We start from the raw sequence: 12,225 nt of genomic DNA on the forward strand, positions 1-12,225 counted from the left end.
GTTTTGAGCCTCATGAAAAAAACGTCGTTTGATACCCTTTGCCTTGTCACGCTGCTCCTGCTCGGTGCGGTTTCCCAAGCTGGCGCGCAAAGCTTTGTCCGGCGTGGGGATTCTCGGCTGACGGACCCCGTCAATGCACGGCCCCCCCTCTGGACCCACGGCGGCATGCGCGGCACCGCCCGCCCCAGTGCCTCCAGCGGCATTTCCGGTCACTCCCCGGCCCAACTGCGCAGGGCCTATGGTTTTGACCAGATCACAGGAGATGGCAGCGGCCAGACCATCGCGATTGTGGATGCCTATGGCAGCCCCACCCTGCAGCAGGATGTGGCCGCGTTTTGTGCGGCCTTTGGCCTGCCTGCCGCCAATATCACCGTGGCTTATCCGCAGGGAGCGCCTGCGGCAAACAGCGGCTGGGCCTTGGAGACGTCGCTGGACGTGGAATGGGCGCACGCCATCGCCCCCGGAGCCAAAATCCTCGTGGTGATCGCGAGGACCGCCTCGCTCAGCAATCTGCTCGGCGCCGTGGATTATGCCGTCAGTCAGGGGGCGTCGCAGGTCTCCATGAGCTGGGGCAGCAATGAGTTTCCGGGGCAGACCGGTTTCGACTACCATTTCAATGTGCCCGGCGTGAGCTTTTTCGCCGCATCTGGCGACAGTGGCGCAGGCACCTCATGGCCTGCTGCTTCACCGTATGTGATCAGTGTGGGCGGCACCACGCTCCATCTGGATGCCGTGGGCAATGTGCTGTCTGAAACAGGATGGTCAGGCAGCGGCGGTGGTGTCAGCATTTATGAAACGAGGCCCGGCTTCCAAAACGGCTGGCAGTCGAGCGCGAACCGCAGCATTCCGGATGTGAGCTATGCCGCCGATCCCGCCACCGGCTTTCCCGTTTACATCAGCAACTACGGCGGCACGAGCGGCTGGATCACCGTCGGAGGCACCAGCGCAGGTGCCCCGCAGTGGGCGGCTCTTTCAGCCTTGGTGAACAGCTCCCGCTCCAAAGCTTTGTCGGCTCCTGCTGAGGCGTTGTATTACCTGGCGGCCACGAGTTTCACTCCGGACTTCCGTGACATCACCGCCGGTTCGAACGGCGGATTTCTCGCCACGGTGGCGTACGATCTGGTGACGGGCCTGGGCTCTCCAGCCGCCTCCACGCTCATCCCCTCGCTGAGCACCTACAGCACTACGGCACTGCCGCCGCCTGTGCTGGCTGTCAGCCAGGGAGCCACCAGTCTGGCCAATGGCGCGAGTGTTGATTTCGGCACGGCCACGCAAGGCGCTGCGGTGGTGACGCAGGACTTCGTGCTGGCAAACGTGGGCAACTCAGACCTCGTCGTTTCCGTGTCTTTGCAAACGTCCGCTGGCACCTCGGCGGTCATCGCCAGTGCACCGGGTTTCACCATCGTCACATCGCCCACTGCGCGCATTCCCGCCGGTGGTTCCACGACGGTGCGTGTGGGCATGAAGACAAACGTTGCGGGCACAGCCGCCGCCAACCTCTTGGTGGGCAGCAACGACAGCACGCAGAATCCCTTCTCTGTGGCGCTCACGGGTGTAGTCACCGGCTCAACGGCGCAGATCTCCGCCAGCTCCGGCTCCACGGCAATTTCATCCGGCGGCACGCTGGCCTTTGGTGACACCGTCGTGGGCGTTCCCGCCTCGCAAACCCTCACCATATCCAATGCGGGCAAGTCTGATCTCAAGCTGACCGGCTGGCTGATCGCCCCAGCCAATGCTGTGTCCAGCCTCCCGGCAGTCACCGGATTCAATGCGAAGGATTTTGCCGCGCTTTGCGGGATCTTTTCTCCATACGCCGCCTCGACCGCCCAGGCGCTGGACTTCCGCATTGCCGGTCCCTTTCCGCTGCCGACGAGCATCGCCGCAGGGAAGTCTGCCAACGTTCAACTCAGCCTGAATGCGTTCACGCTGGGGGACAAGGCCGCGCAGCTTCTCATCTATAACAACGTCACGCCCGGTGTGCCTTACCGCGTCAACCTGACCGGCCACATCAATCCGAATCCCAACTCGGGCCGCATCTCAGTCGCGTTTTCAGCTGGCACGGTGGCCTCCGGTGGCGTCGCCAGCTATGGTGTGACGACGGTGGGAGTGCCCGTGGCCAACACATTCACGGTCACGAATACAGGCTCCGGGCAGCTTCAGTTCAATGTGAGCCTGAGCAATCAGACAGCGACAAAGACAGGGGGCAAGTGGACCTATCGTCCTCCAGCTTTCAAGATCGTGAGTGTGCAGTCCATGACTCTCGCTCCTGGGCAGTCGAGCGTGGTTCAGGTGCAGTTCAATCCCGCCGTCTCAGCGACCAGCTTCATTTCAGCCATAGCGTTCACCAGCCCCAATCCGAGTGCGGGTTCCTACAATGCGGTTCTTACCGGAACAAGCCAGTAGCGGAACGCAGCGCCTGAGTGCATTGTCCCATCAGCGTGATCCCATTGAGCCAGCGTCAGCATGAGATCATCACGGCCACCCTGGCGGTGATCGTGATCATGCTTGTTTGGAAACTGGTGCCCCAGCGTGTGGAGGTGATACCTCAGCCGGAGCAGGCCGTGGTGAAAAAGGCCGCGCCCATAAAGAAGTCGATGGCAGGTCCTGCGCAGACGGCTCCGCCTCAGGAGTCTCCCCCGACAGATTCGGCCGCATTACGCCTGATCAATGAAGCGATTCAGAAATCGGAGCTGGCCACGGAATCCGAATTTCAAGAGCTGGTGGATGACCTGAGCAAGCTCGGGGAAGGGGCGGTGGATGATCTCGGAGCAGCGCTGCGCAGTGCCAAAGGCGTGCCAGCCAAAACAGTGCTGGCAGCCACGCTCGTCCGCATGGGCAGCAGCGAGGCTGTCAATCAACTGGTGCTCTCTTTGGTAAACATCACGTCTCCGCAGGAGCGGTCCGCCGTTTTAGATCAGCTCGACGCCGTGCAGAACAGCCTCGGGCTGGAAACGCTGACCTCTTCTCTCTCGGTGGTTTCAGATCCCTCTCTGCGCAGCAGTCTTTCCGGCGTCGTCGCGCGCCTGGCCACGGACGATACCGTGCAGTTTCTCACCGAGCTGTATCGCGAGCCTCCCAGCATCCCCGAACAGCCGCAGAGCGTGCTTTCCGCACTGGGTGGCATCAGCAATCCCTCCGCCATCGGTGCTCTGAGCGATCTCGTGCGCGATGCGCCTGAGCTGCCTCTGCAGTACGCTGCGGTGCAGTCCCTCGCACGCATCGGTACGCCTGAGGCGCTGGACGGTGTGCTGGGTGCCGCTTTTCGGGTGGGAGACACGAACCCAGACTACCGTCAGGCAGTGCTCGCCGCCCTGCAGAGTGTCTCGAATCCCCAGGCAGCCGGATGGCTGGCGCAGCACAGCGCCACACCGGGGCTGCCGGAGGACATTGTGGCCTCCCTGAGCCAGGCCATGCAGGGGCTCAAACAGCAGCCGGCGAATTGATTCAGGAGGCGGAATGATTTTTCATTGTGAATAACTCGGTTTTGACCTTGACACCCCGGCCATTCCTTTTACCATCGCGGCCCCCTTCTTCCCCTCTCGGAAGATTTTCGTACACAGAATTCATGAAGACGTTTTCAGCAAAAGCCCAGGAGCACAACCCCACATGGTGGGTCATCGACGCCAAGAACCAGGTTCTTGGAGATGTCGCAGTCGCAGCCGCCAATCTCCTGCGCGGCAAGACCAAGCCCACTTTCACCCCGCACGTTGACACCGGTGATTTCGTGGTCGTGCTGAACGCCGCCGAAGTCAAACTTACCGGCAAGAAGGAAACCCAGAAGATCTACACCTCGAAGGCTGGCTACGTCGGCAATCAGAAGATCGAGAACGTCGAGCGCGTCCGCGCCCGCCGCCCTCAGCTTCTCGTCGAGCGCGCTGTGAAGGGCATGGTCCCGCACAACCGCCTTGGCCGCTCCGTCCTGGGCAAGCTCAAGATCTATGCAGGTGCGGAGCATCCGCATGAGGCGCAGAATCCGAAGCCCTTCGCCGTCGCTTAATTTTTTCCCATCGTCACCCTTAGCATGAGCAAGCCTCTCAAAACCGCCACCGGCCGCCGCAAGACCGCCATCGCCCGCGTCTTCATCACTGAAGGAGCCGGAAGCATCACCGTCAACGGACGCGACTTCGAAGAATACTTCCCGACCGTCGCCCTGCAGAACCAGATTCTGTTCCCCCTGGCTCTCACGAATTCCCGTCAGACCTATGATTTCAAGGTGAACGCCAGCGGCGGTGGCAGCACCGGCCAGGTCGGCGCAGTCCGCCTTGGCATCGCCCGCGCCCTCATCGGCGTGAATCCTGAGCTTCGCGGCGTCCTCAAGCAGAACGGTCTGCTCACTCGTGACTCCCGCGCCAAGGAACGTAAGAAGCCCGGCCGCCCAGGCGCCCGCAAACGCTTCCAGTTCTCCAAGCGTTAATTCGCCTTCCATTGTTACAGCTCGATGTGTGCAAAGCCCCGCCCAGTGCGGGGTTTTGTTTTTTCTGTCGCTGGCAGCCAAATTCGGTCCAAACTCCGCCTCATGTCCATGCCCTCCGGCCATCTCCTCGTTCTCGTTGCCAGCATCGTCTGGATCCTCTTCTGCATGCGCTTCTGGTATGCCATCGACCGCGAGCACACCTGGCAGCGCCGCTTCATCGCCATAGGCGCAGGCATTGGTGGCGGGCTGATCTACATCATCGGCAGCATGATGTTGCAACTTCTGAAGGAAGCGCCGCCGCCGAAGGAGGAAGAGACGCAGGAGATCCGGGTTTCGGCGGGAAGGCCGGAGGAGGCGAAGAAGGCGGAGGCAGGTAAAGCGGAGCCGAAGAAATAGCGGAGCGCTCTATTTATGATTTACGATTTATGATTTGGGAGACGGCCCAGTCGCTTCTTGTGCGCGGGTTTCCGAAATCGTAAATCATAAATTCACTCGGCGTCCCCAAAACCCGAGGCCACCAGTTCTTCCAGGTCCGCCACCGCTGCTTCGGCATCATTCCCGTCCGCAATGATCTTGATGGTCTCGCCACGACCAGCGGCGAGCATCATGAGGCCCATGATGCTTTTGCCATTCACCGGTTCGTCGTCTTTCTCCACCCAAACGTCGCACTGGTATTTGCTGGCGCGTTTGACGAACTGCGCCGCCGGGCGTGCATGCATGCCCATTTTGTTGCGGATCGTTAGTTCTTTTTGAATGCTCATGAGGGGAGGGGAAGGGAGCTGCATTAACCTAATTGATCATCCGCCATCTTTTTCAACAACCTTTGGTCAAACTCTACGGCGCTGTTATAGCCGAAGGTGCGCAGCTTGAAGTTGATGGCCGCCAGTACGATCAATCCGGCCACGTCCCGCCCCGGTTCCACCGGCAACTGCACCCGGCCCACTTTGAGTCCCATGATGTCGCGGGCTTCCGTGTTTACCCCGACGCGCTCCAGGTCCTCCGTCTTGGCGCCGCGCACCAGTTCCACGATCAGGTCCAGCCGCTTGCTCAGGCGCACCGCGCTCACGCCGAAGAGCGCCGCCACGTTCAGGATGCCCAGTCCGCGAATTTCAATCATCCCGCGGGTGATCTCCGGGGCCGAGCCCACGATTTCGCGGTCTTCGATCAGGCGCAGCCGCACGGCGTCGTCCGCCACCAGGCTGGCACCGCGCTGCAGCAGGCCGATCACGCTTTCGCTCTTGCCGCAGCCGCTGTCTCCCTGGATCAGCACGCCGAGGCCCTGCACGTCCACCAGGCAGCCATGCACCAGCAGAGTGGGAGCAAAGGCCCACTCCAGCTTGATGGTGGCGGCGTTGAGGAACTTCATCGTCATCATGCTCGTCTGAAACACCGAGATGCCCGCGCTGTTGGCAATCTGGATGAGATCGTCATCAATACGGTGCCCGCGTGCCACCACGATGCAGGGAATGTCCCAGGAGCAGAGCTGGCTGAAGCGCGCGGCGCGCAGCTTCGGGTCCAGGCCTTGGAGGAAGGAGTGCTCGGAATTGCCGATCACCTGCACGCGCTTGTAGGCAAAGTAGGTGAAAAACCCAGACAGCGCCAGACCGGGGCGGTTCACCGAGGGCTCGCTGATCTTGCGGGAGTAGCCGGCGTCAGACCCAACCAGCTTCAGCCTCAGCGATTTTTCATTCAGCGTGAAAAACTCCCCCACCGTCACCGATGGCGGACGTTTAACTTTGGTCGGAGGCGGCATGACCTGACATTACGCGAAGCTTGTCTCGGACGGCAACGAAAAACCAACTCGCACTGGAAAACAGTCCCCCAATCGGCTAAGTCATCCACCCCCAGACGCCGCACCCCGCGGCACCGGCTCTTTCCCACCTCTCCCATGCCCCGCAAAAAGGAATCCGTTTTCGACTCCGTGGAGTCTGTTCTCGCAGACATTCGCGCCGGCCGCATGGTCATCGTCACCGACGACGAAGACCGCGAAAATGAAGGCGATCTGATCTGCGCCGCCGAAAAAATCACCGCCGAAATGGTGAACTTCATGGTGCGCCAGGGCGGCGGCATGCTTTGCGTGCCTGTCTCCCTCGAGATCGCCGAAAAACTCAATCTCCCCAGCATGGTGCCGGAGAACCGCGAGGCCTTCCGCACCGACTTTACCGTGACGGTGGACGCTGCCAAGGGCATCAGCACCGGCATCAGCGCCGCGGACCGCACCCGCACCATCCGCCTGCTGGCAGACGCCAAAACGAAACCGGAGGATCTGGTGCAGCCCGGTCACATCAATCCCCTCGTGGCCAAGCCAGGCGGCGTGCTCCGCCGCGCCGGGCATACCGAGGCCGCCGTTGATCTCGCCCGCCTAGCCGGATTGCGCGAAGCGGGTGTTCTGATCGAGATCATGAATCCCGATGGCACCATGGCGCGCCTGCCGCACCTGAAGAAATTTGCCAAGAAGCACGGTCTCAAGATGTGCAGCATTGCCGATCTCATCGCGCACCGCCGCCTGAGTGAAAAGCTGGTGGAAAAGATCGAGGTCGTGGACATGCCCACCGACTTCGGCACCTTCAAGCTGCACCTCTACAAGAGCAGCCTCGATGGCGTGCACCACGTGGCCCTGGCCATGGGCGACATCTCGCCGGACGAGCCTGTGCTGGTGCGTGTGCACAGCGAGTGCCTCACTGGCGATGTGTTTGGCTCCCGCCGCTGTGACTGCGGCAGCCAGCTGCATGCCGCCATGCGCCACATCGCGCAGGCAGGGAAGGGGATCATCGTTTACATGCGCGGCCATGAAGGGCGCGGCATCGGTCTGCATGGCAAGATCATGGCCTACAAGCTCCAGGAGCAGGGCTTTGACACCGTCGAGGCCAATCTGAAGCTCGGCTTCCCCATGGACCTGCGCGACTACGGCATCGGTGCGCAGATCATCTCCGATCTCGGCGTGCGCAAGATCCTGCTCATGACCAACAATCCCCGCAAGGTCGTCGGCCTTGAAGGTCACAAGCTCGAAATCATCGAACAAGTCCCCGTTAAATCACCTCCTCATCCCGAGAACGCGAAGTATCTCGAAACCAAAAAGAAGAAGATGGGCCACAAGCTTTAATCATGTCCAATTACGCCTCCAGCCGTCCACGTCCCACCCAGGAGCCGATCAACATCGCGATCGTCGCCTCTTTGTATAACAACCAGTTTGTGCAGGGCCTGCTCAATGCCGCCCGGGAAGAAATCGAGGTCATTGCTCCCAATGCCTCCGTCGATGTTTACCGGGTGCCCGGCGCCTTCGAGATTCCCGTCTGCGTGGAGCATGTGCTGCGTGGCAGCGCTCCGGATGCCGTGATCACGCTGGGCGTCATCATCCGCGGCTCCACCGAGCATGCGGATCTCGTCGGCGCTTCAGTGACCGATGCGCTGCAGCAGATGGCCGTGCGCCATTGCATTCCCGTCATTCATGAAGTGCTGCTGGTCAGCACGGAGGAGCAGGCGGAGGAGCGCTGCCTGGGGGCCACCATCAACCGCGGCACGGAGGCCGCCCAGACCTGTGTCAAAATGATCAATCTGTTTGGCAAAATGAAGGCCAGCTTTGCCGGCGAACCCGTTGACCACGCCTAACACCATGGGAAGACGCCGCGAAGGCCGCGAGGCCGCCATTCAATTTCTCTTTGCCCGTGATCTCCAGGGGCAGACCAAGCCCGAAGATGCCGATGTGTTCTGGACGCTGCACAGCGCCAAGGCCTCCACCCGTGCCTTTGCCGAAAACCTCATCAAAGGCGTGCTCGCGCACCAGGAGCAGATCGACTCCGGGATCACCCGGCTGCTGGAAAATTTCAGCTTTGAGCGCCTCGCCGCCGTGGATCGCAACGTGCTGCGCGTGGCTTCGTTTGAACTGCTCTACTGCCCGGATGTTCCTACGCCGGTCATTTTGAACGAGGCCATCGACATCGCCAAGGCGCTCAGCGCTGGTGAGTCCGGGTCCTTCGTCAATGGCGTGCTGGACAAGCTGGCAAAGTCGCTGCGCAGTCCTGAGCCGAAAAAAGTGGAAAATCCCATCAGCGCGGCGGACGCCTAGCTCGGGTCAGTGGTGATTCGTGATACAGGCAATCCCAAACTTCAAAGCAAACCACTAATCGAACACTAATCACACACTAATCCAATCCTCCAGAAATCTGATTCTCCAGGGATCCAATCCTCCGAAACCTCATCATTAGTGTTCGATTAGTGTCCGATTAGTGGTTTCTCCTCCGGCTTGTCCTGCCGCCCTCGCTTTCAGTCATTCGTCATTCTGATTTCGTCATTTTTATATGGCCGGTTTTTTCAAATCCCTCATCCAGCGTTTTACCAAGCCCGACATCGACTGGGACGATCTCGAAGCCTCTCTCATCTCCGGAGACCTCGGTCCGCGCCTGGCTCTGCAGATCGTGGCAGACCTGAAGTCCCGCCAGCGCACGCTGCATGGCGCGGACATCGTGCAGGTGGCGCGTGAGCATGTGCGCAAGATTTTGCCCGAGTCCGTGGCCTCTCTCGAACCCATCCCAGGGAAGCCCAAGGTGCTGCTCATCGTCGGCGTGAACGGCACTGGCAAGACCACCAGCACCGCCAAGCTGGCGCACATACTGCATCAGCGCGGGCACAAGGTGGTGCTCGCCGCCGCGGACACCTTCCGCGCCGCCGCCGTGGAGCAGCTCACCGTCTGGGCGGAGCGTTTGAAGATTCCGCTCGTCAAAGGGCCGCCGAATGGAGATCCCGCCTCCGTGTGCTTTGAGGGTTATGAAAAGGCGCTCAAGACACAGGCTGATTTCCTCATCTGCGACACCGCCGGACGTCTGCACACAAAGCACAACCTGATGGAGGAGCTCAAGAAGATCCACCGCATCCTCGGACGCAAAGATCCCTCCTCACCACACGAAGTGCTGCTCGTCTGTGATGCCACCACCGGCTCCAACGCTTTGCAGCAGGCGCGTGAATTCCATAAGATCATTCCTTTGACCGGTGTCATTGTCACCAAGCTGGACGGTAGTGGCAAAGGAGGTGTGCTTGTGGCGATCCAGCAGGAGCTTGGCGTGCCCGCTCGTTTCATCGGTCTGGGAGAGCGTGTCGAAGACTTCCAGCCCTTTGATTCCAAGCGTTTTGTCGAAGAGCTGCTGTGACTTTCAGTGGTCAAAAATGATACCTTTGAATGAATCATTGGTACCTTTGTGGCTGAAGTGAGTTTCACCCCAAGAATTATATTGTCGAAGGAGTATGGCTTCCGCTAGGTACAGGCCACCCGCTTCAATACACACTCTGGAGGAATTCACCCGTGACGTTCAAATGCCCCTCATGCGACATGCAGCTCAAAGCCGAGCCGGAAATGGCCGGAAAAATTGTCCGCTGCCCCGGTTGCGACACCAAGCTGAGCATTCCGGCCAACATCGCTTCCACGCTCCCTGCGCCATCGGGCCTGCCATCTCCCTCAGGACTGCCCGCTCCCAGCGGGATGGCGCCCGCTGAAAACGACGCCTTTGGCGCGGAGTATGAGCATGGCACCACGGCTCCTCCCCAGGGACCTGCCTCCTCCGCGAGTGTGCGCGGAGAACGTGGCGGGTGGGAGGAAAAAGACCCGACCAACCCCAGCAGCCTGCTGAGCTTCGGCATGGGCTTCGGCTTCTTCGTTCTCTGGGTGGCCATTCTCTATCCCTTCCAGGCTCCGGACGGCGCTTCTCCCGCCTCCTACACGACCATGCAGTTCGTGGCTTCGCTGTTCTTCAAGCACATGCTGGTGAGCTTCATGAACACGCTGTTCTTCACGTGGGCCATGTCCATCCTCTATTTGAAGCTGCGCAAGCTCGGGCATCAGCGCAAAGCCCTCCTCCTGGATGTCCTGCCCTGGGACCTCGGCGCTGAGATCAACCGCGACAACGTCGGCCATTTCATCGACCACCTTTACAAGCTGCCCCACAGCTTGCGCGACAGCATGATGGTCAACCGCATGCGCAAGGCCCTGGAACTGTTTGAAGTGAAACAGAACACCGGTGACGTGACGAACATGCTCTCCAGCCAGTCGGACATCGACAGCATGCGCATCGGCGGCAGTTACTCTCTGCTCAAGGCGTTCCTCTGGGCCATTCCCATCCTGGGGTTCATCGGCACCGTCATCGGTCTGTCCCACGCCATCGGTGGCATGGACTTCACCAACATGACCGACATCAAGCAGGTGACTGGCACGCTTGGCAAGGTGACCGGCGGTCTGGGAACCGCGTTTGACGCCACGCTGCTCGGCCTCGTGCTGGCCATGACGCTGAACTTCCCGCTCAATGCCATGATGAAGTCGGAGGATGACTGCCTCAATGACATCGACTCCTTCTGCAACGAAGTCCTCCTGCCCCGGCTCAACGACGGTGGCGGCATCGCCGGCGGAGACACCGGCGGCATCATGGACACGCTGGTGAAGGCGGTGGCCAGTGCGCAGAAAGAATTCCTCGTGGATCTCAACGCCCTCTCCAAGCAGGTCAAGGAGCAGGCGGACAACCTGGACAAGCGCGCCGCCGCCCATCAGCAGCGCGTGGACGCCGAGTTTGCCATGACACTGAACCGCATGCGGGAGGACCTCACCAATTCGGTCAAGGACAGCGTCAAAACCACCACCGACTACACCCGCGCGCTGGCCAGCGGCATTCAATCTTTGAACACCCTCCTCTCAGAACTCGGTGGCAAGCAGATCTTGATTCATCAGGTGAAGAAGAAGGGCTGGTTCAGCAAAGAATAGTTGTCCGTCTGTTTTTAACCTCTGACATTCGACCATGGCAAAGCGCCGACATGCTGCCAAAGACGAGATCCTGCTGGTCCCGTTTCTGGACATTCTCTGCTCGTTGATCGGCGTGCTGATTCTGATCATCGTCGTGCTGTGTGTGTCCCAGACCCAGCAGGCGGAAGGACGCACCCAGGAAGACCTGCAGTCGGCGGAGGAGGCCAAGCGCCTGCGCCAGGAAATCGTGGAGCGCAACACGCAGTCGGTCGCACTCAAGGAGAAGGTCGCCTCCCTGGAGGAACTGCAGAAGCAGATTGAGGAAAAAGAGCAGCGCTTTGTGAAACTGCGCAAGCTGCTCGCCACTTCCAAGGAGACCCAGGAGGAAAACCTCAAAATCAGCCAGCAGATGCAGAAGGAACTGGACGATCTGCTGCTGGAACTCGATGGGATGAAGCAGCAGCAGACGGAGAGCAAAAAGGAAATCGCCGCGCTCATGGACGAGCTCAAAAAACGCGATGTGCCGCCTGAGCGGAGAGCGCCCCCGGTTGTGGTCCAGCCTTCCGGCAGCGGCATGGCGGCGGACACGAAAGTCTTTTTCGTGGAGGCCACGAACGGTGCTTTGAAGATTCTCGGCGCCTGGGGAGAGGAGGACTACCGCCTCAGTGCCACCGCGGCGGTCGTGGTGGCGGATCCTGTTTATAATTACTTCCTCACCGAGGTGGCCAAGAATCCCAAGTCTCTCGTTCTGTTCCTCATCCGCGATGACGGCCAGGCTGCCTTCAACAACGGCGCGGGTCGCGCCGAGAATGACTACAAGGTGCGGGTTGGCAAGCTGCCCATCCCCGGGCGTGGCATTCTCGACCTCGCCACGTTTGCGAAATATCGCGGCATCATCCCGCCGCCTCCTGCCGCTTTAATGGCTCCGGCCGCAAAACCTGCTCCCGCTGTCAAGCCAGCCCCCACAGCCAAGCCTGTGCCCGCCACCCCACCCGCGCCGGGCACTGCGCCTGCTCCGGCAGTGCCGCCCAAAACCGTGCCGCCACCCGCTCCCCCGGCCGCAACTCCACCCGCTAAGAAAGCCGCCTGA

General features: G+C 60.6%; 13 protein-coding genes. 11 read left to right on the forward strand and 2 right to left on the reverse strand.

Going from position 1 to position 12,225, the window contains the following annotated elements; genetic code table 11:
* Window positions 1-12: 12 nt before the first annotated feature.
* From ACILSR_RS28820 to ACILSR_RS28840, 5 genes are all read left to right on the forward strand, one after another.
* Window positions 13-2,403 (forward strand): choice-of-anchor D domain-containing protein, encoded by a 2,391-nt coding sequence (locus tag ACILSR_RS28820; protein ID WP_395753282.1) that lies wholly within the window; start codon window positions 13-15, stop codon window positions 2,401-2,403.
* Between the two features lie 35 nt (window positions 2,404-2,438).
* The gene (locus ACILSR_RS28825) at window positions 2,439-3,443 is read left to right on the forward strand and encodes a HEAT repeat domain-containing protein (protein WP_395753283.1); all 1,005 of its coding nucleotides are present in this window, start codon (window positions 2,439-2,441) and stop codon (window positions 3,441-3,443) included.
* Between the two features lie 122 nt (window positions 3,444-3,565).
* A complete protein-coding gene (gene rplM, locus ACILSR_RS28830; protein ID WP_395753284.1) occupies window positions 3,566-3,997 on the forward strand; it encodes a 50S ribosomal protein L13 in 432 nt (143 codons plus the stop codon).
* A gap of 24 nt (window positions 3,998-4,021) precedes the next feature.
* Entirely contained in the window at window positions 4,022-4,414 is a 393-nt protein-coding gene (gene rpsI / locus ACILSR_RS28835) for a 30S ribosomal protein S9 (protein ID WP_395736162.1), read from the forward strand.
* A gap of 102 nt (window positions 4,415-4,516) precedes the next feature.
* Window positions 4,517-4,810 (forward strand): hypothetical protein, encoded by a 294-nt coding sequence (locus tag ACILSR_RS28840; protein ID WP_395753285.1) that lies wholly within the window; start codon window positions 4,517-4,519, stop codon window positions 4,808-4,810.
* 92 nt (window positions 4,811-4,902) lie between these two features.
* On the opposite strand, the gene ACILSR_RS28845 is transcribed toward ACILSR_RS28840, so the two are convergent.
* Together ACILSR_RS28845 and hprK are read right to left on the reverse strand one after the other, a co-directional pair.
* A complete protein-coding gene (locus ACILSR_RS28845; RefSeq protein ID WP_395753286.1) occupies window positions 4,903-5,175 on the reverse strand; it encodes an HPr family phosphocarrier protein in 273 nt (90 codons plus the stop codon).
* 23 nt (window positions 5,176-5,198) lie between these two features.
* Window positions 5,199-6,167 carry an HPr(Ser) kinase/phosphatase gene (gene hprK, locus ACILSR_RS28850; RefSeq protein WP_395753287.1) on the reverse strand — a complete coding sequence of 323 codons (969 nt, stop codon included), beginning with the start codon at window positions 6,165-6,167 and terminating at the stop codon, window positions 5,199-5,201.
* A 135-nt stretch (window positions 6,168-6,302) separates the two neighbouring features.
* Between hprK and ACILSR_RS28855 the strand changes: the two genes are divergently transcribed.
* The 6 genes from ACILSR_RS28855 to ACILSR_RS28880 all read left to right on the forward strand — a co-directional run bounded on the left by ACILSR_RS28855 (window position 6,303) and on the right by ACILSR_RS28880 (window position 12,225).
* The gene (locus ACILSR_RS28855) at window positions 6,303-7,517 is read left to right on the forward strand and encodes a bifunctional 3,4-dihydroxy-2-butanone-4-phosphate synthase/GTP cyclohydrolase II (RefSeq protein WP_395753288.1); all 1,215 of its coding nucleotides are present in this window, start codon (window positions 6,303-6,305) and stop codon (window positions 7,515-7,517) included.
* A gap of 2 nt (window positions 7,518-7,519) precedes the next feature.
* Complete coding sequence (gene ribH / locus ACILSR_RS28860) at window positions 7,520-8,023, forward strand: 6,7-dimethyl-8-ribityllumazine synthase (protein WP_395753289.1); 504 nt, start codon at window positions 7,520-7,522, stop codon at window positions 8,021-8,023.
* Window positions 8,024-8,027: 4 nt separating this feature from the next.
* Window positions 8,028-8,480: a transcription antitermination factor NusB gene (gene nusB, locus ACILSR_RS28865; protein WP_395753290.1), complete on the forward strand. Its 453-nt coding sequence runs from the start codon at window positions 8,028-8,030 to the stop codon at window positions 8,478-8,480.
* A 232-nt stretch (window positions 8,481-8,712) separates the two neighbouring features.
* The gene (gene ftsY / locus ACILSR_RS28870) at window positions 8,713-9,558 is read left to right on the forward strand and encodes a signal recognition particle-docking protein FtsY (protein ID WP_395753291.1); all 846 of its coding nucleotides are present in this window, start codon (window positions 8,713-8,715) and stop codon (window positions 9,556-9,558) included.
* A 179-nt stretch (window positions 9,559-9,737) separates the two neighbouring features.
* On the forward strand, window positions 9,738-11,156 hold the full coding sequence (locus ACILSR_RS28875) for a MotA/TolQ/ExbB proton channel family protein (protein WP_395753292.1): 1,419 nt from the start codon (window positions 9,738-9,740) through the stop codon (window positions 11,154-11,156).
* 34 nt (window positions 11,157-11,190) lie between these two features.
* Window positions 11,191-12,225 carry a hypothetical protein gene (locus ACILSR_RS28880; RefSeq protein ID WP_395753293.1) on the forward strand — a complete coding sequence of 345 codons (1,035 nt, stop codon included), beginning with the start codon at window positions 11,191-11,193 and terminating at the stop codon, window positions 12,223-12,225.

This window comes from Prosthecobacter sp. (assembly GCF_044222565.1).
GTDB lineage: Bacteria > Verrucomicrobiota > Verrucomicrobiia > Verrucomicrobiales > Verrucomicrobiaceae > Prosthecobacter.

What these genes read in the sequence shown, in the direction of transcription:
- ACILSR_RS28845 (WP_395753286.1), bottom strand. Translation starts at nt 5,175, where the DNA reads ATGAGCATTCAAAAAGAACTAACGATCCGCAACAAAATGGGCATGCAT.
- ACILSR_RS28820 (WP_395753282.1), top strand. Translation starts at nt 13, where the DNA reads ATGAAAAAAACGTCGTTTGATACCCTTTGCCTTGTCACGCTGCTCCTG.
- ftsY (WP_395753291.1), top strand. Translation starts at nt 8,713, where the DNA reads ATGGCCGGTTTTTTCAAATCCCTCATCCAGCGTTTTACCAAGCCCGAC.
- ACILSR_RS28855 (WP_395753288.1), top strand. Translation starts at nt 6,303, where the DNA reads ATGCCCCGCAAAAAGGAATCCGTTTTCGACTCCGTGGAGTCTGTTCTC.
- ribH (WP_395753289.1), top strand. Translation starts at nt 7,520, where the DNA reads ATGTCCAATTACGCCTCCAGCCGTCCACGTCCCACCCAGGAGCCGATC.
- rplM (WP_395753284.1), top strand. Translation starts at nt 3,566, where the DNA reads ATGAAGACGTTTTCAGCAAAAGCCCAGGAGCACAACCCCACATGGTGG.
- ACILSR_RS28880 (WP_395753293.1), top strand. Translation starts at nt 11,191, where the DNA reads ATGGCAAAGCGCCGACATGCTGCCAAAGACGAGATCCTGCTGGTCCCG.
- nusB (WP_395753290.1), top strand. Translation starts at nt 8,028, where the DNA reads ATGGGAAGACGCCGCGAAGGCCGCGAGGCCGCCATTCAATTTCTCTTT.
- ACILSR_RS28840 (WP_395753285.1), top strand. Translation starts at nt 4,517, where the DNA reads ATGTCCATGCCCTCCGGCCATCTCCTCGTTCTCGTTGCCAGCATCGTC.
- rpsI (WP_395736162.1), top strand. Translation starts at nt 4,022, where the DNA reads ATGAGCAAGCCTCTCAAAACCGCCACCGGCCGCCGCAAGACCGCCATC.
- hprK (WP_395753287.1), bottom strand. Translation starts at nt 6,167, where the DNA reads ATGCCGCCTCCGACCAAAGTTAAACGTCCGCCATCGGTGACGGTGGGG.
- ACILSR_RS28875 (WP_395753292.1), top strand. Translation starts at nt 9,738, where the DNA reads ATGCAGCTCAAAGCCGAGCCGGAAATGGCCGGAAAAATTGTCCGCTGC.